Origin of the sequence: Denitrobaculum tricleocarpae, assembly GCF_007004665.1 — a bacterium.
Taxonomy (GTDB): domain Bacteria; phylum Pseudomonadota; class Alphaproteobacteria; order Kiloniellales; family Kiloniellaceae; genus Denitrobaculum; species Denitrobaculum tricleocarpae.
The window spans coordinates 1,022,363-1,039,276 of sequence record NZ_ML660052.1; the positions used below are offsets into that span (position 1 = coordinate 1,022,363).

Below are 16,914 nucleotides of genomic sequence, written 5' to 3' on the forward strand. Positions count from 1 at the left end.
ATTCATCTCGAACAGAAAAATGCAACAATCGAGAAAAAGAAAGAAAGCGCTTACGAAGACCGATGAAAAAAGCTCCGACTCTCGAAGATGTTGCCCGTGAGGCGGGGGTCTCCACGGCCAGCGTGTCACGCTATCTCAACATGCCGGATCTCGTCCGGCCGCTGCGCAAGGAAAAGATCGAGGCCGCGATTGCCGCGCTGGGGTATGTGCCGCATGGCGCGGCGCGGGCTCTGGCGTCGCAGCGCACCCATACGATCGGGGCGGTCATTCCAACGTTCGACAACGCGATCTTCGCCCGCGGGGTTCAGTCTTTTCAGCGGCGTCTGCACGCTGATAGCTTCACGCTCCTGCTTGCCAGCTTCGATTACGATCTGGAAGACGAGGTCCGTCAGGTCGATGCGCTTCTGACACGCGGCGTCGATGCGCTGTTGCTGGTCGGCTGCATGCATTCGCCAAAAATCTATGAGCGCCTTGATAAAAAGGGACTGCCCTACGTTCACACCTGGGCGTTCGACCGCTCGGGCGCCAAGCCCTGCGTCGGCTTCGACAACCGTCTGGCCGCCAGACGTGCCGCCAGCTATCTGATCGACATCGGACACAGCGCGGTTGCAATGATCGCCGGGATCACCGGCGGCAATGACCGCGCCAGCGAACGTGCTGCCGGTGTGCGAGAAGCCTTGGAGGAACGAGGCCTCGCGTTACTGCCGGAGTATTACATTGAAAAGCCTTACGACGTCTCAGAAGGCCGCAGTGCCATGCGTCAACTTCTGGCCCAGGATGTCCCGCCGACCGCGGTGATCTGCGGCAACGATGTACTGGCCCTGGGGGCATTACTGGAGTGCCAGGCGCGCGGTGTCTCAGTACCCCGGGACATATCGATCACCGGCTTTGATGATCTGCCGCTGACATCCCACCTTCAACCTTCTCTGACGACTCTGCATGTTCCTGCCGGCGAGATGGGCCGCCGGGCAGCCGAGTATCTCCTTGCGCGGCTGGGCGACGTCCCCATGCCGGATTCAACCGAGCTGGAGGTCGGGCTGATCGTGCGTGGAACCACGGCGCCGCCAGGCCGGCAAAAGTAACGTGAAGTTGATAAGCCTCGCCTCGGTATTGGGAGTGAACGCTTGAAAAAAAATCACACTCTGCGAGGCTGGGTCTGTTCAGCCGTGGACGGTTGAATGGCGAACTGCGAAGTCCGAGGACAAACTGCCAATCCCCGGGGGGCGTTACCAAGCGGCCGCGACTCGCCGCGAACGGCAGACCAGGGTTGCGTCGTCTAATAAAGACGCGGAGCAAGGGAGTGGGGGACTATGAGAGATAAACTGAAACTTGGTGCCATCGGCGCCATCGTCGTGACCGGGGTTTCCGTCGGCGCCCTCTCGGCCTTGGGCACCGGCCTGGAGACCTGGAAATCGGGCAAGAACCATAACCGGATCATCCAGGTTCAGAACGAGGGCGGCGTTCAGGCCGACAGCGGCAAGGTCGGCGTGGCTTTCTACAGCAACTCGGCCTTTCAGATCACTTCACCGCGCGGCATCACGGTGATGGTCGATCCCTGGCGCAACGACCCCTCCGGGGCCTGGGGCCTCTGGTACCGCATGGATTTCCCGAAGGTCGAGGTCGACATAGGGATGTCGACCCATGCGCACTTCGATCATGATGCCATCGACAAGCTGGACGCGAATATGCTGCTCGACCGCATGGCGGGCAGTTTCGAACTGGGTGATGTCAAGATCACCGGGATTGCCGACAAGCATCAATGCGTCGCGCCGGGCACCGTCGCCTGGACGGAAGCGGTCAAACAGTTTGAAGGCCGGGACGATGTCTGCCCGCCGACGAATGCGCGTCACTTCGACAACACCCTGTTCGTGATCGAGACCGGCGGTATGAAGTTCCTGATGTGGGGCGACAACCGTCCGAACCCGCCGCAGAAGGTCTGGGACCAGATCGGGCAGGTGGATGTCGTCTTCGTTCCCGTCGACGGGTCCAAGCACATTCTCGATTATGAGCAGGCGGACTCTGTCGTAGCCAAGGTGGGTGCCAAGATCGCTATTCCGCATCACTATCTCGTGCCGGAGACGACTTTCTTCACCTCGACGCTGCAACCGGCGACCGAGTGGGTGGAAACCCACGAGAACACCATGTTGGACAAGCCGTCGATCGAGATCGCGGCGGCGGACCTTGAAGGCAAGTCGGGTCACGTGTACTACTTCGGTTCGAACAACATGGTCAAAAACTGATCCGGGAACCGCAGTGGCTTTTGCCTTGGTCGGCTTTGTAAAAAGCGGGGGATTCGGTTGGCGCGTTGCCCGCTTCGTTACGTTGTTTTCGGTCCTCATAGGATTGGCGGGCACCGCAGCCGCCCACTTCAACCTCAACGTCAATATCCGCATCATTCATGTCGAAGAACGCGCGGAAGACCTGCGGGTTCTGATCCGTCTGCCCATGGCTTATCTGGTCGCTGACAAACTGGGGCCGGAGCAGGCGGATGGTTCGCGCACGCCGGCGCCTTACACGACCAACGTTACCGAGGACGGGATGCTGGTCCACTATCTGGACGCGGACGCATTGCGGCGAGATCCGGACGGTCTGGCCACGCTGATCGGCGAGGGTCATGTTATCCGGAGCGGGGGCAAGACGCTTGTCCCGGAACTGGGGCGGCTGCGCGCTTATCCTGCCCTCAAGCAGGTGCCCTTTGCCACCTTGGATGAAGCCGACAGTGCATTGGATGGAGAGATCTATCCGGCTGATTTTGAAGTCGCCTATGTCGGCGACACCGTTATCGATGCCGAGATTATCTATCGGACGCCAGCCGGTCTGGGTGATTACACGATCGGGAGTTCACTGAACCCGGGACTTTCGGGGCAGGAGGATACCGCCAATCTGCTCCTGGTTCATGGAACGGGAGATCCTTTAATTTTCCGGGTTCGCGGCCTGTTGTCGGAACCGATCGAAGTTTCCCATTCGCTCTTCGATGCAGTGCTCACATTTGTCTATGAAGGGGTGCGGCATATTCTGGAGGGGGCGGACCACGTTCTCTTCGTCATTTGCCTGGTCTTGGGCGCACGCCTGATCAAGGATTTGCTGTGGCGGATCACCGGTTTCACCCTGGGACACAGTGTGACACTGGCTCTTGGATTTTTCGGCTTCGTGCCGCAGGCCGCCTGGTTCGTACCGCTGGTGGAGATCGGCATTGCGCTCTCGATCGTCTATGCCGCCATTATCGCCATCGGCGAGAAGCAATTCAAAAGCACGATCCTTGTCACAACCCTGATCGGGTTGCTGCACGGTCTGGGTTTTTCCTTCGTGCTGCGCGAGATCCTGAAGCTGGACGCGCCCAATATCTGGCAGAGCCTGCTGGCCTTTAACCTGGGGGTCGAGATCGGTCAGGTCGCAATTGCGCTGGTCATCTGGCCGAGCCTCTGGGCGCTGGCCAGGTACCTGCCCGCGAAAGTCCATATGGTCCGCTTTGGCCTGGCGTTGCCCTGCATCGGTTTTGCCGCGATTTGGATCGGGGAGCGTACTGTCCTCTTCTTCGGCGCTCTTTAAAATGTCATGCCTCAGGTAGATTTTCAGTCCACGACCTTGTGCGGGTTCATGATGCCCGCGGGATCCAGCGCGGCTTTGATCTTTTTCATCATCTCTATTTCCACCGTGGACTTGTAGTGCGCGTTGGATTGAACCTTAAGGCGGCCGATGCCGTGCTCGGCGCTGATCGAGCCGCCCAGTTCGACGACGATGTCATGAACGATTTCGTTCATCTCGTCCCAGCGCGCGAGGTAGGCCGCCTTGTCAGCCCCCACCGGCTGGCTGAGATTGAAGTGAATGTTGCCGTCGCCGATATGGCCGAAAGGCACGGGCCGGATGCCGGGAATGCGTTCGCTGACCGCGGCCATTGCGCGCTCCAGGAACTCGGGCACCCGTGAGATCGGCACCGAAACATCATGCTTGATCGAGCCGCCTTCGTGTTTCTGCGCCTCGACCATGGCCTCGCGGATCCGCCACAGGGCCGCCGCCTGGGCTTCACTGGCGGCAACGGTCGCATCCAGCACCAGCTCTTCCTCGAAGGCTTCCGAGAGGATGGTCATCATGGTCTCTGACAGGCTGCCGTCTTCGATACCGGCCACCAGGTCGACCAGGACGTACCAGTCGTGGGGTTGCTCCAGAGGATCGGTGACGCCCGCGATGTGTTTGACCGAGCTGTCGATGCTGATCCGGGGGATGATCTCGAAGCTGCTGACGGCTTCACCGGAAAGGGTCCGGCAGCGTCCCAGCAGCTCGACAGCGGCAGCGGGATTGGGCACGGCTGCAAAGGCCGTGACCTTGTCCCGCGGTTTGGCGAAAAGCTTCAGGACAGCGGCTGTAATGATCCCCAGTGTGCCTTCGCCGCCGACGAAAAGGTGCTTCATATCGTAGCCGGTGTTGTCCTTGCGCAGGCCGCGCAGTCCATGCCAGATCTGTCCGTCGGGCAGGACAACCTCCAGCCCTAAGACAAGATCCCGGGCGTTGCCGTAGCGCAGCACATTGATGCCACCCGCATTGGTGCTCAGGTTCCCGCCGATCTGACAGGTGCCTTCCGCGCCCAGGCTGAGCGGGAAGAGCCGGTCGGCGTTATCTGCCGCCGCCTGGATGTTTTGCAGGATACAGCCCGCTTCCACGGTCATGGTGTAATTGGTGGCGTCGATTTCCCGGATCGCATTCATCCGCGAGAGGCTCAGGACAATCGCTTTGTCCGAGGTGATGGGAATCCCGCCGCCGACCAGGCCTGTGTTCCCGCCCTGCGGAACCACAGCCATTTCATATTTGGCGCAAATCTCCACAACGGCCGCGACCTCTTCAGTCGAGGCCGGTTTGATCACGCAGGGCGCATCGCCCAGATAGAGGCCACGCATTTCCTGCAGATGCGGCGCGAGATCCTCGGCGGCCGTCAGAATGGCTTTGGCGCCGACGACGGCTTCGATTTCCGCCAGGAAGTCGCCAAGACGACCATCGGATGTCTGTTTTGGAGCTTCTGTGTTCATGGCTTGGAATTTAGTGCCTTCAGGCACGCGGGGCCAGTCCTGATGCGCACCAGGTTCTAGTGACGAGGTGCCGCGGCTCGGGCCAAACGGTCGTTGATGGCGATTCCCAGGCCCTGTTCCGGCACCGGCATGACGGCGATTCCCGCCAGTTTTTCGCGGTCCAGGCGATGCAGGTGGTTAAAAAGACTTGCCGCCGCTTCTGTAAGGTCCCCACTTGCGCTGAGGTTCACGGTGACGGCGGCCCCTTCGAGCGGCTTTGGGCCGAAGGCCAACAGTGCTTCGTTCGCGTTGACGGAGGTCGCGCCGAGCCGGATCGGCAGGGAAGGGGCGTAGTGGCTGGTCATCATGCCCGGCGATTTGATGTCGCTGTCGGCTGTGGCTTCGTCCACTGTTCCGAGCACCGCCTCCAGCTGCGCCCGGGTAATGCCGCCGGGCCGCAGGATAACCGGCCGCGGGCCGGAGAGATCGATCACGGTGGATTCCAGCCCCACCTCGCAGGCGCCACCGTCGAGGATCAAGGGAACCCGCTCGCCGAGCGATGCCGCCACGTGGATGGCGGAGGTCGGGCTGATCCTGCCCGAGGCGTTTGCGCTGGGGGCCGCAAGAGGCCGCTGCACCGCATGCAACAGATTTTGCCCGATTTCGTGCCGGGGCACCCTGACGGCGAGGCTGGGCAGACCGGCGCTGCAGAGGAGAGAAATCCGCGAGTCCGCTTTTCGCGGAAGCACCAGAGTCAGCGGGCCGGGCCAGAAGGCCTCCGCGAGCGCTTCGGCCCAGGGGTTGATCTCCACCTCACGGGCGGCGGCTTCCAGGGTCTCGAAATGTACGATCAGCGGATTGAAACTTGGCCGTCCCTTGGTCTCGAAAATGCGCGCCACGGCCCGGTCGTTGGTGGCATCCGCCCCCAGCCCGTAAACGGTCTCGGTCGGAAAGGCGACGACCTCACCGGCCTGCAGCAGGTCTGCGGCAGCTCGGTAGGCTTCGGCATCGGGCGTCAGGATACGGCCTGCAAGGCGGTGTGTGGGCTCCTGGGACATGGCGGCGCAGTCTAGTCAAAAGCTTTGGCAGGTCAAAAGGTATGCCGTCCTTTCCGGTGTGATTCCCCTAAAAGTGGCGGCGGGAGCGGGATTTATTCTCAAACCTTGCTCTGCCGCCTTGACGACACATTTCGCACCTGCAAAATGTTAACCGTCTGCAAACGGGAGAACTCAGCATGGCCGGGAAAATTTTGACTGTTGCACAGCAAAAAGGCGGTGCCGGAAAAACGACCGTCACGGCCCATCTCGCGGTTGCTTTCACCGCCGCGAAGAAGTCTGTCGCCGTGGTCGATATCGACCCGCAGCAATCCCTGACCATGTGGTACCGCCTGCGCGAGGAGCATCTGGGCGATGCCGGCGCCGGACTGCTGGTGTCTGCGGTCAAGGGCTGGCGGTCACGGGCCGAGATCGACAAGCTGGCCCGGGATCATGACATCGTCCTGGTCGACAGCCCGCCCCATGCCGAGACGGAAGCTAAGATCGCAGTCCGCTCGGCGAGCCTGGTGATTATACCGGTGCAGCCCTCGCCGATGGATGTCTGGGCGACCAAACCCACTCTGGAACTGGCGCAGCAGGAGCGTGTGCCGTCCCTGCTCGTGCTCAACCGTGTGCCGCCACGGGCCAATCTGACCGAGGAAATGCTCGCCGAAATCAAGGGCTACGGTGCCAAGATCGCCAAGGCGCGCCTGGGCAACCGCGTGGCCTTCGCCGCGGCCCTGGCCGAAGGACGGGCCGTTGGCGAGGTTCAGCCGCGCGGGCTGGCCGCCAGCGAAATCCGTGCCCTGTCCAAGGAAATCCTGCGCGCAGCGGGATAGCAGTATCAGGTTGTTTTAGCCGCGTCCCACCAAGGGCATCTTGGTCGCCATCACGGTGATGAACTGAATGTTCACGTCCAGCGGCAGGCCCGCCATATGCACCACCGCATCCGCCACATGCTTGACGTCCATGGTCGGTTCGACCGCCATGGTGCCGTTGGCCTGCGGCACGCCGACGGCCATGGCCGTGGTCATGTCGGTGGCTGCGTTGCCGATATCGATCTGTCCGCAGGCAATGTCGAAGGGCCGCCCGTCCAGTGACGTGGACTTGGTCAACCCGGTGATCGCGTGTTTACTTGCGGTGTAAGGCGCTGAGCCGGGACGCGGAGACTGGGCGGAAATCGAACCGTTGTTGATGATCCGTCCCCCCATCGGTTTCTGGCGCTTCATCATCTTGAAGGCCTCGCGGGTACAGTGAAACGCACCCGTCAGGTTAACGCTGATCACGGTGGCCCACTGTTCGGGGGTGATCTCGTCAGGTGTCAGGGGCGGCACATTGGTGCCCGCGTTGTTGAAAAGAACGTCCAGGCGTCCGAATTTTTGCTCGATCTTGGAAAAGAGGCTGGCAACATCGTTGGCATTACCGACATCGCAGGTCACGGCGAGCGCCGGTGTTTCGGTGGCGCCCGCTTCCTTGATGCTTTCCTCCAGGGGGCGGAGCCGGCGGCCCGTCAGGACTGTTGCATAACCGGCCTTCAGCAGCGCCATGGCGGCGTGTTTGCCGATTCCGCTTCCTGCACCGGTCACCAGTGCGACTTTATGATCCGCCGTCATTTATCTACCCAATTTTCCGAAGTGTTTTGAAACGATGGGCCTGTGCCCGGTTCACTCTTGCGAGACAGAATAGCACTTTAACTTCTTGTGACTCCAGACTTCGGTGGCGTCAATTGGACATAAAGGACAGGGGACATGGTACCCGTGGTACCGGGCCGATCAGATCGGAAATGAGAAAAAGAAACGGCGGCAGCCCCTGTTTCGGTGTCACAGAGTCTGCCGCCGTTTATGGCTGCTGCGTATGAATACCGGTCCGGACCGATTTGTGCGCGTTGGGTTCAACCGCTTTCTCTGACCCATTCGAACGCGCTGTGCCTTGCAAGCGCTGATTCAGATGGGGCTTCGAATAAATACCTTCGTTTGAACGTGAAGCGCGCTAGCTCGCTGCGCAGGGGTTCTTCTTGGCTGCGCAGGGATTGCAAGGGTTGCAGGGGTTCTTTGCCGCACAGGGGTTTTTCGCAGCGCAGGGATTGCAGGGGTTCTTGGCAGCGCAGGGGTTACAGGGGTTTTTCGCTGCACAAGGATTGCACGGGTTCTTGGCGGCGCAGGGGTTGCAGGGATTGCAGGGGTTCTTGGCGGCGCAGGGATTACAGGGATTACAGGGATTACACGGGTTCTTCGCCGCACAGGGGTTGCAAGGGTTGTAGCCTTTGTCCTTGCCCTTGCTGGCGCAAGCGCTCAGCAGGGTTGCGCTGGCCAGTGCCACGCCGCCCATGATGACGTTCCGGCGGCTGGTGGACGCAAGCATTTTCGTTTTCTGTGTTGTCATGGATAGAAGCTCCTGAATTTCATTGGCCCGCCTTCAAAAAACAGAAACAGCCTCAGAATCTGTCGTCCGGTCGGGCATTCGCCACATAAACAAATGAGAACAGCTCTCGGGTATGCGCCGCAGAGCGCGACGACCCGGGCAGTCTCCAAGTTCAGGTGAATGCGAGCAAATCAGGTCTCAACACAAAAGCGTGACATTAAGTGAGCCGTTCCCGATTCCTCGCGCAAATACGGACCACTTGGCTGGAGAGCAAGCTGATCGGTAACTTGACGAAAAAATCGAGAAGGATCCGGACGATCAGCCCTCAGTTTCAGCGCTTTCGAAACCTGCATCCAGATGAACCCCCTCGGCGATGAAGTCGGGGTTTTCGAATCCGGCCTTGCCGTAGTCCAAAGGCTCGTTCTCCAGGGTCCAGACGTCACCGCCGGCGGCCAGCAATACCGCGTGCCCGGCAGCGGTGTCCCATTCCATGGTACGCCCGAAGCGCGGATAAAGGTCCGCTTGACCACTCGCCACCAGACAGAATTTGAGTGAGCTGCCTGCGGTTACCCGATCGTTGATCTTGCGGCTGGCCAGGAATTGCTCGAGTTTTTCGCCGGTGCCATGGCGGCGGCTCGCGACGACGGTCGCACCCTCGTCCGGGATTTCCCGAACCGAGATCTTCATGGGCGGGTTGTCGGTTTCCGAGAAGTTGGCCGTGCCTTCTCCTGCGCCGGTCCAGGTCATGGCCAGCGCCGGCGCATGAACGACGCCTGCGACCGGCACACCGTGCTCAATCAGCGCGATGTTGACGGTGAATTCGCCGTTGCGCGAAATAAACTCCTTGGTGCCGTCGAGGGGATCGACCAACCAGAAGAAATCCCCGTCGATTTCCGGGATCTCACCGGCAGACGCGGCTTCTTCCGATACCACCGGAATGTGCGGCGTCAGTGTGTTGAGGGCGCCCAGGATGAAGGTCTCGGCGGCTTCGTCTGCATCGGTCACCGGGGAGGCATCGTCTTTCTGGCGCACCGTAATCTCTTCGGCGTCGACGTAATACTGCAGGATGACCTTGCCCGCCCGCTCGGCGATTAGCCGCAGTGCGGCCATCAGATCATCGCTTTCTGATTCTTCGGAAGATGCCGGGCGCACCGCGGCTGCCGATATCGCCTCGTCGGTCTTGTCGCTCATCGCTGTCACTTTGCGTCTGCGGGCTCAGCTGCAATAAAACCGGGCCTGGTGATCCATGGCCCGTTTCTAACGGCTTCTTTATTCAGCCGCCACCCGATTCGCGTCGGCGGATTGAATCAGCCGCCAGATTTTCTCCGGGGTGGCCGGCATATCGACATGCCGGACCCCCAGGGGCGCGAGTGCGTCGACAATTGCATTGATCACGGCCGGCGGCGCACCGATGCATCCGGCCTCGCCCGCGCCTTTCATGCCCATGTCGTTGGTGGCGCAGGGCATGTCCTCGACCATGGTCAGTTCGATGTCCGGAATATCGTCGGCGCGCGGCATACAGTAGTCCAGGTAGGAACCGGTGAGCAGTTGCCCCGTCTCCGGGTCGTAAACCGTCTGTTCCAGGAGCGCCTGACCGATGCCCTGCACAGTGCCGCCATGGACCTGGCCCGCTGCCATCAGGGGATTTATGACCGTGCCGAAATCGTCATAGATGACATAGCGCACCACTTTGGCGACACCGGTCTCCGCGTCGATTTCCACTTCGCAGATGTGGCTGCCATTGGGATAGGTCTTGGGAGGCGTGTCCGTGAATTTGGCGGTCTCGTCGATCCCTTCTTTCAAGGCTTCGGCCGCCTCCGGAGGCAGGCCGGTCCCCGTTTGGGCGGCTTGCGCAACGTCCGCCAGAGAGACCCGGCGATCGGTGCCCGCGATGGAGAGGATGCCCGCGTTGTACTCGATGTCGTCCGTTGCCGCTTCCAGCAAGTGCCCGGCGATTTCCCGGGCGCGGGCGATCACTTTCTCGGAAGCGCCGGTGATTGCCATGCCGCCCATCAGAACGGAGCGGGAGCCGCCGGTGCCGCCGCCGGAGGCGAGTTCATTGGTATCGCCCTGGCGCAGCTCGATCTGCTCCGGTTCCAGACCGAGCCGGTCGCCGATGATCTGAGCGTAAGCAGTGGCGTGACCCTGTCCGTTGTTCTGGGTGCCGATGAAAAGCGTGATCCCGCCGTCAGCGTTCACTTTGATACGCGCTTCTTCCTCGCCAATGCCGCCGCAGGCTTCGATGTAGGACGCCATGCCCTGTCCGCGCAGTTTGCCGCGCGTCTTGGCCTCTGCACGGCGTGCTTCGAAGTCGCCCCAGCCGGCGGCCTCCTGGGCCCGGCGCATGATTTGGGCAAAGTCGCCCGTGTCGTATGTGATGCCTGTGCAGGTCTTAAAGGGCATGGCATCCGGCGGTATAAAGTTCCGGCGGCGCATCTCGTCGGGGGCAATAGCAATCTCGCGAGCGGCGTAGTCGATCAGGCGCTCGATCGCGTAGGCGGCTTCCGGCCGGCCGGCACCGCGATAGGCATCGACCGGGACAGTGTTGGTAAAGACGCACTTCACCTCGACGTAAAGCGTCGGGATCGTATAGACGCCACAGAGCAGGTAAGATCCGCAGAGCGTGGGGATGTACGGCCCGAAGTTCGAGAGATAGGCACCCAGATCAGCGATGGTCAAAACCTTCAGAGCGATGATCTTGCCGTTTTCGTCCAGGCCGGCTTCCAGGCTCGTCACATGGTCGCGGCCCTGGCTGTCGCTCATAAAGCTCTCGCTGCGGTCACCGGTCCAACGGACAGGCCGCTTCAGCCGCCGCGCCGCAAACATCACCAGAACCTGCTCCGGATAAACAAAGATCTTCATGCCGAAGCCGCCGCCCACATCCTGGGTCCGGACCCGGATCTTTTCCGGCGGGACCTGGAAGATACGCTCGGCCAGCTGATTGCGCAGCGAGAAGACGCCCTGACTGCCGCTGACCAGGGTCATCTGATCGCTCTCGGGATCGTAGCTGGCCAAAGCGCCTCTGGGTTCCATCGCATTGACCACGACCCGGTTATTGATCAGCTCCAGCCTGACGACCTTGTGGGCCTTCCCGATTACGGCCTCGGTGGCCGCCCGGTCGCCCTCTTCCCAGTCCAGGCAGAGGTTTCCGGGGGCCTCGTCCCAGACTTGCGGCGTGCTGGCTTCCAGGGCCTTGTCGGAGCGCACGTTGGCGGGCAGATCCGCGTAGTCGACAAAAATCAGTTCGGCGGCGTCTCTGGCTTGCTCGAGCGTTTCCGCGACCACAAAGGCGACGGGATCGCCGATGTGCCGGACTCGGCCGTTGGCCAACGCGGGACGGGGCGGCATGATGGGTGTCGTGCCGTTTTTGCCGGGGATGGGCGTCATGCATGGAATATTCTGGACACCGTCAGCTGTCAGGTCTTCATGGCTGTACACCCCCAAAACACCCGGCGCGGCCTTGGCATCTTCCAGGTCCATGGAACGGATGTCGGCATGGGCATAGGGACTGCGCAGAACATAGCCGAAGACCTCGCCGTCTTCTTTGATGTCGTCCGTATAGCGGCCATAGCCGGTCAAAAGACGCTCATCCTCGACGCGCCGCAATCCTTGGCCGACCCCGAATTTCACCATGCCTAAACCCCGTATCGCTGTGGAAGTACCTGTCGCCGCAGGATCATAGGTAAGTGATGTAGGGCGACCAACCGCAATTTCTCGGCCTGTCCGGCCTGAGTTACCTTCGTCACAGCATCGATTTGGGGCCGGGCATTACGCTTCGCTTGGGCTTCTTACTACCGCGCTACGCTGCCATGCGTTTTCCGCATGGCAGATCTGTTGTTTGCGCCCGGCAAAACCGACAGTTGTCACGCGAATCTAACGGGCCGTTAATCTATCTACGGCATAAGCGGAAGAGACTAACTCCGCGGGTGCAATCCGGTGATGCTGGGAGATCGGAAAACATGGAATTGATCTACGCTGGCGTCCTTTGGGGTGCGATCGGATTGGGTTTAGCTTGTATCCTGCTGTGCGCGCGGGGCGAAAAGACACCGCCTGTGTCCGAGCAGCCCTCGCCGGAGCTGTCCGACCTCTAAAGCCTTTGCGTTGGCCTGTATCCGGTGCTTCTGCAGCGGACGGACACAACTTTGCCTAAAACTCGCCTTTTCTCAGCCCTGTGCCGGTCGTGATGTCCTGGCCTCTTCTTATCTGTTCATATTTCAGACAAGAGGGTGTTGCCATGGGACGACTGACGGCTGCCGCGATGGCGGCGACCTGCATAATTTTGGCCGGGCTGCCGTTGGCAGCTCAGCAGCCTTCCAGCGATGCGCATTTCAAGCGCGATCATCAGGGCCAGGGCGAATCCCCAACCGAAAATGGACAACAGCAGATCAAGCCAAAGATCGATGTGGTCTTTCTGCTGGATACGACCGGATCCATGGCCAATCTGATCCAGGGCGCCAAGGTCAAAATCTGGTCGATCGCGAAGGAGATGCTGGACGCCGAGGTGGCGCCGGATCTGCGGATGGGACTGATCGGGTACCGGGACCGGGGTGACGCCTATGTCACGCGCAGCTTCGACCTGACCGATGATATCGACCGGATTTACGCGGAGCTGCTGAAGTTCGAAGCCGATGGCGGCGGCGACACCCCGGAGTCGGTCAATCAGGCCCTTGACGACGCGATCAACGGCTTGAGCTGGGACCGGGGGCGCTCGGTTTACCGTGTGGCCTTTCTGGTCGGCGATGCGCCGCCAAAAATGAATTACACCGACGACGTTAAATACCACGTCACCGCGCGGCGTGCGGCGAAGCGCGATATCGTGATCAACACGGTTTTGGCCGGCAGCGCCCGGGACACGGCTGAGGTCTGGCGTGAAATCGCCCGGCTGGCCCAGGGGCGCTTCGCTGCCATTCCGCAAAGCGGCAATATGCAGGTTATCGAGACTCCCTACGATCAGGATATTCAGTCGCTCAATCAGCGCCTGAACCGCACGGCGCTGCCTTACGGCGGACGCGCTCAGCAGGACGAGGTGCTGGGAAAAATTGAACGGTCTGCGGCTGCGCCCAGCTCGGTCATCGCCGATAAATCCGCTTATCAGAAATCAAAGGGCGCAGAAGAAGAAATCGTCACTGGCCGCGGTGAGTTGATCAACGATCTGGCCTCCGGCCGCGTGACACTCGATGCGGTCAAGCCCGAGGATCTCCCTGCCGAACTTCAGGGCTTGAGCCGCGAAGAGCAGGAAGCCGCGATCGCGGCACGGGCCGCGGAGCGAGAGTCGCTCCGACGGAAGATCAATGATCTGGTGACCCTGCGCGATGGCTACATCAAGAAAGAACTGGCCAGGCAGGGTGACACCGACTCCTTCGACGGCGAGGTCGGTGCGATCATCCGTGAACAGGGGGCGGCAAAAGGCATCGCTTATTGATCGCGCAGGCGATTGGCTGATCCCTGCTACGCGGTCGAGGGGGGCTTGAAAAAATCCCGAGCCGCGTGGCCGAGGACGGCGAAAATCACGATGGCCCCGCCGATGAAGCTGGCGCCGGGCGGCAGTTCTGACAGGATCAGCCAGGCAAACAGGACGGCAAAGGGGGTTTCGGCGGATCCCAGCAGGCCGGATTCGGCGGCCGGGATCAGACGCGTGCCTTCGGTCAGAAGGATGGCGGCGGCCGCAAAGACCACGCCGAAGAGGACCAGCAGAACTGCGTCGCTTTGCGAAACGGCCAGGGGGTCGGTGACGAACCAGCCCAGAACGAAGAGCTGAAGCGCCGATGCGGCGGCGGCCAGGACGACCGGCGTCTCCGTAAAGACCCGGATCAGAACCATATAAAGCGCCATGCCCAGGGTCATGCCGAGCGCCAGGACATCACCCGCCAGGGCCCCGCTTGCGGCGCTGGCGCCGACCATGACCGCCACCCCCAGCAGGGACGTGGTTGCGGCAAGCATGGTCGACGGCCGAACGCCTACGCCGCGGATCATCCATTCCAGGGCCGCCGCGATGAAGGGCGCGGTGGCGTAGATGATCGCGACGTTTGCGACGTAGGTCAGTTTGAAGGCGTTGATGAAGGCGAGAGTCGAGAGACTGCCGATGCTGGCGAGCAGCCAGCCGCGCCAGCCGAGCGAGAAAGTCACGGCTATCCCGGCGCCGCGCTTGCGTTCCCGCCAGAGAACATAGAGTGTGATGAAGACCGCGCCAAAGAGGCCCCGCCAGCAGGCGATGGTCCAGGCATTGCTCTCGATCATCTTGGTCAGAACGCCGGCCAGACTGAAAACGACCGCCGAGGCCAGCACGAGCAGCACCCCGATCAGGTGGCCCCTGGCATTGCCTGCCGTGCTGCTGTCAGCCGCGGGAAGTGTGGTCATTTCTGTTCAGGGCCCCGATCTTGAGAGAATAACCGATACTACCGAGGCACTCCTGACAAGGTTCTGTCAGGAGTGATCGCGCCTCAGATAAAAAGATTCGAAATGAGGATCTGAGGCGATGGCGCCACTGTTAAAGATCTATCTCTTGAGCGGTGTGCGCATGCAGTGCAATTCAGCTTATCACCATGTAGATGTGGGACCGCATCGTATTTCGGGTCCTACCGAGTTTGAAAGCTCAAGCACCTACCGCAGTAACACCTTGGATCGTCAAAGCCGGGTGGGTTCTGACTGTTCTTTAAGGCGCCGTTTCACTGCCTACTCTTTATCGCCACCGTCGCTGGGAGTAATGGCTTGGGCATGTTCAGGAATTCGGTCGGCGCTGGCAACTAATCGCAGTCGTGCATCGAAGCTTGGCAAACTGCCTTTTCGGACGCTCTTATTGCCAGGTTTAGCGTGATCGTTCTTTGCTTTGGTGCCGATATCGGCCAGCGCTTTTGCAAGCCCACCCAAGACATCGCAACGCCAGGTTTCGGTGTTGCGGTAGGCCTCAGGCTGATAGTCACAGAAGATCTGTTTATAGGTCTTATAGGTCGGTTCTGTTGCCTCGGCACCATCTGGGGCCGCGTCGTAGGAATTCGCGAATTTTTCTAAGTCGCCTTCGGTCGTTTTGAGAAGTGAGATCGCGCGAAGATAGCGATGTTCGTTCATTTTGAAATTACCGAGCAACAGCTGTCCGGCCTGACGACCATATTTGCTAAGGCAGCAGATGGTCTCTGGTGACATGTCCAGGTTCATGCCGCCCTCCGCGGAATCGTCAAGCCGAATCTCAACGATACGCTCGGCGTATCCTGGCATGAGCGATTGCAACGAGTCTTGCCAGTCTTTTGCTGTATTCACGATTGAGCCCAGAAAACCCAAGATACCTGTAATCGGCTGGATCGGAAGGTTTGTGCTCTGCTGGACTCCGGAGGGCAAGTGCACGCGCTCACAATTGTGGCGCGCTTTATCGAAGCTTGTCAGCGAGATGCCGAAGGTCGGCCGCCGCGGCAAGAGAGCGTCAAAGAAATGGATCGGAAAGTTTGATGAGATCCCGCCATCTGAGAAAAGACAACGTCGAATCTTCTTCGCATTGTCACCGTCGACTTTTAACTGATCGTCAAACCGATAGAGTGGAACGGCCCGTATAAGGCCCGGGAAGCTCAGACTCATTCGTGCCACCAACACGACCGGGAAATCGCGACCGATCGGCAAGTGATAGAGATCGTCCGGAATTGCCGGATTTTTGTGTTCCAGACGCTCTCCCATCTTCACCAGATGATCGACGACACGCTCGGGCAACACCTGCATCATTTCGCGCACTGAAAACAAGTGATGCCGGCTTTTAAGCGGCAATTGATAGGGGCGACGGGACGAGAGGTCTGTCGTCATTGTTGCTACGTTGATGTCCCGGTCATTCAACTGACCCACTGTGAGCGGTGTTTCCGGCTTTCCCGCTGCGTTGAGATTGTTTGCAATGGAGTCGATTTTATCGGCTATCCAGTCCGTCAGGCCTGGTTTCAGGTTGCCGGAGGTTCGCAGACCCGGGCAGAGACCGAAATCATGGTCTGGCAGATCCCCGAAGATTGCAGTCTTCAGCGCCAAAACCACGAGAACCACGCCCGCTGCAATACCCAGAAATACGCCCAGGACTGCCAGCCAGAGTTCGCCGCGCATAATGCCTGCCGCAACAACGGCAGCTCCAAGGCCAACGCCAATCGCGACCCGGTTTTTGTAAGCTCTCAGCACCGCGGGCAGTAAGGCTGCGATCGTACTCTTACTTTTGGGTTTCTCGACAACCGACATTAAAATGTCGAACAGAGGTTGGAGTTGCGGAGATGCTTGGAACAAAGAGCGCATGTCCTGCCCAAGTTCTCTCGATAGCTCGCGAATCTCGTCGAACCCGGCCTTAGTGCCGAGATTATCTGGATCCTGCCGGCGATATTCGGCTGCTGATGCCATGACAGCGCCAATAGCACCAGCGGATGTGCCGCCCAGATTGTGTAACCGGTATTCCTCAGCGATTTCAGCGATGGCGTGAGGATAGACGACCCCCGACGTGATTCCACCCTTCATGATCAAGTCGCATCCTAGCATGACCTCCCCCCTCACTTTTTGTGGACGGC

Annotated in this window: 14 protein-coding genes; 6 read left to right on the top strand and 8 right to left on the bottom strand. The window is 60.3% G+C overall.

The window, feature by feature from the left end; translation table 11 throughout:
* The first annotated feature begins 62 nt into the window (after positions 1-62).
* The 3 genes from FKG95_RS04705 (at position 63) to FKG95_RS04715 (ending at position 3,549) form a co-directional block, all read left to right on the top strand.
* Entirely contained in the window at positions 63-1,082 is a 1,020-nt protein-coding gene (locus FKG95_RS04705; RefSeq protein WP_142895117.1) for a LacI family DNA-binding transcriptional regulator, read from the top strand.
* Positions 1,083-1,310: 228 nt separating this feature from the next.
* Entirely contained in the window at positions 1,311-2,240 is a 930-nt protein-coding gene (locus FKG95_RS04710; protein ID WP_142895118.1) for an MBL fold metallo-hydrolase, read from the top strand.
* 13 nt (positions 2,241-2,253) lie between these two features.
* Positions 2,254-3,549, top strand: coding sequence for a HupE/UreJ family protein (locus tag FKG95_RS04715; RefSeq protein ID WP_142895119.1), 1,296 nt, complete (start codon positions 2,254-2,256; stop codon positions 3,547-3,549).
* A 23-nt stretch (positions 3,550-3,572) separates the two neighbouring features.
* Here the strand turns inward: FKG95_RS04715 and FKG95_RS04720 are convergent, their stop codons facing one another.
* Together FKG95_RS04720 and FKG95_RS04725 are read right to left on the bottom strand one after the other, a co-directional pair.
* Positions 3,573-5,021: an FAD-binding oxidoreductase gene (locus tag FKG95_RS04720; protein ID WP_142895120.1), complete on the bottom strand. Its 1,449-nt coding sequence runs from the start codon at positions 5,019-5,021 to the stop codon at positions 3,573-3,575.
* 56 nt (positions 5,022-5,077) lie between these two features.
* The gene (locus FKG95_RS04725; RefSeq protein ID WP_142895121.1) at positions 5,078-6,058 is read right to left on the bottom strand and encodes an L-threonylcarbamoyladenylate synthase; all 981 of its coding nucleotides are present in this window, start codon (positions 6,056-6,058) and stop codon (positions 5,078-5,080) included.
* A gap of 176 nt (positions 6,059-6,234) precedes the next feature.
* On the opposite strand from FKG95_RS04725, the gene parA reads away from it, so the two are divergent.
* Entirely contained in the window at positions 6,235-6,873 is a 639-nt protein-coding gene (parA, locus tag FKG95_RS04730; RefSeq protein ID WP_142895122.1) for a ParA family partition ATPase, read from the top strand.
* A 15-nt stretch (positions 6,874-6,888) separates the two neighbouring features.
* Here parA and FKG95_RS04735 read toward each other — a convergent pair whose 3' ends face one another.
* The 4 genes from FKG95_RS04735 to FKG95_RS04750 all read right to left on the bottom strand — a co-directional run bounded on the left by FKG95_RS04735 (position 6,889) and on the right by FKG95_RS04750 (position 12,028).
* A complete protein-coding gene (locus tag FKG95_RS04735) occupies positions 6,889-7,647 on the bottom strand; it encodes an SDR family oxidoreductase (protein WP_142895123.1) in 759 nt (252 codons plus the stop codon).
* 376 nt (positions 7,648-8,023) lie between these two features.
* On the bottom strand, positions 8,024-8,416 hold the full coding sequence (locus FKG95_RS04740) for a hypothetical protein (protein ID WP_142895124.1): 393 nt from the start codon (positions 8,414-8,416) through the stop codon (positions 8,024-8,026).
* Between the two features lie 297 nt (positions 8,417-8,713).
* Entirely contained in the window at positions 8,714-9,586 is an 873-nt protein-coding gene (cysQ, locus tag FKG95_RS04745; protein ID WP_425456735.1) for a 3'(2'),5'-bisphosphate nucleotidase CysQ, read from the bottom strand.
* Between the two features lie 78 nt (positions 9,587-9,664).
* The gene (locus tag FKG95_RS04750; RefSeq protein ID WP_142895125.1) at positions 9,665-12,028 is read right to left on the bottom strand and encodes a xanthine dehydrogenase family protein molybdopterin-binding subunit; all 2,364 of its coding nucleotides are present in this window, start codon (positions 12,026-12,028) and stop codon (positions 9,665-9,667) included.
* 326 nt (positions 12,029-12,354) lie between these two features.
* Here FKG95_RS04750 and FKG95_RS30305 point away from each other — a divergent pair, with 326 nt between their 5' ends.
* Positions 12,355-12,486 carry a hypothetical protein gene (locus FKG95_RS30305; protein WP_281281419.1) on the top strand — a complete coding sequence of 44 codons (132 nt, stop codon included), beginning with the start codon at positions 12,355-12,357 and terminating at the stop codon, positions 12,484-12,486.
* A 143-nt stretch (positions 12,487-12,629) separates the two neighbouring features.
* Complete coding sequence (locus tag FKG95_RS04755; protein WP_179953927.1) at positions 12,630-13,817, top strand: vWA domain-containing protein; 1,188 nt, start codon at positions 12,630-12,632, stop codon at positions 13,815-13,817.
* Positions 13,818-13,843: 26 nt separating this feature from the next.
* Here FKG95_RS04755 and FKG95_RS04760 read toward each other — a convergent pair whose 3' ends face one another.
* Together FKG95_RS04760 and FKG95_RS04765 are read right to left on the bottom strand one after the other, a co-directional pair.
* Complete coding sequence (locus tag FKG95_RS04760; protein ID WP_142895127.1) at positions 13,844-14,752, bottom strand: DMT family transporter; 909 nt, start codon at positions 14,750-14,752, stop codon at positions 13,844-13,846.
* Positions 14,753-15,067: 315 nt separating this feature from the next.
* A complete protein-coding gene (locus tag FKG95_RS04765; protein ID WP_179953928.1) occupies positions 15,068-16,864 on the bottom strand; it encodes a patatin-like phospholipase domain-containing protein in 1,797 nt (598 codons plus the stop codon).
* Positions 16,865-16,914 lie beyond the last annotated feature (50 nt).

Bases quoted from the DNA above. Each gene is read 5' to 3' on its own strand.
- parA (WP_142895122.1), top strand. From the start codon at position 6,235: ATGGCCGGGAAAATTTTGACTGTTGCACAGCAAAAAGGCGGTGCCGGA.
- FKG95_RS04735 (WP_142895123.1), bottom strand. From the start codon at position 7,647: ATGACGGCGGATCATAAAGTCGCACTGGTGACCGGTGCAGGAAGCGGA.
- FKG95_RS04765 (WP_179953928.1), bottom strand. From the start codon at position 16,864: ATGAAGGGTGGAATCACGTCGGGGGTCGTCTATCCTCACGCCATCGCT.
- FKG95_RS04705 (WP_142895117.1), top strand. From the start codon at position 63: ATGAAAAAAGCTCCGACTCTCGAAGATGTTGCCCGTGAGGCGGGGGTC.
- FKG95_RS04750 (WP_142895125.1), bottom strand. From the start codon at position 12,028: ATGGTGAAATTCGGGGTCGGCCAAGGATTGCGGCGCGTCGAGGATGAG.
- FKG95_RS04720 (WP_142895120.1), bottom strand. From the start codon at position 5,021: ATGAACACAGAAGCTCCAAAACAGACATCCGATGGTCGTCTTGGCGAC.
- cysQ (WP_425456735.1), bottom strand. From the start codon at position 9,586: ATGAGCGACAAGACCGACGAGGCGATATCGGCAGCCGCGGTGCGCCCG.
- FKG95_RS30305 (WP_281281419.1), top strand. From the start codon at position 12,355: ATGGAATTGATCTACGCTGGCGTCCTTTGGGGTGCGATCGGATTGGGT.
- FKG95_RS04710 (WP_142895118.1), top strand. From the start codon at position 1,311: ATGAGAGATAAACTGAAACTTGGTGCCATCGGCGCCATCGTCGTGACC.
- FKG95_RS04755 (WP_179953927.1), top strand. From the start codon at position 12,630: ATGGGACGACTGACGGCTGCCGCGATGGCGGCGACCTGCATAATTTTG.
- FKG95_RS04725 (WP_142895121.1), bottom strand. From the start codon at position 6,058: ATGTCCCAGGAGCCCACACACCGCCTTGCAGGCCGTATCCTGACGCCC.
- FKG95_RS04760 (WP_142895127.1), bottom strand. From the start codon at position 14,752: ATGACCACACTTCCCGCGGCTGACAGCAGCACGGCAGGCAATGCCAGG.
- FKG95_RS04740 (WP_142895124.1), bottom strand. From the start codon at position 8,416: ATGACAACACAGAAAACGAAAATGCTTGCGTCCACCAGCCGCCGGAAC.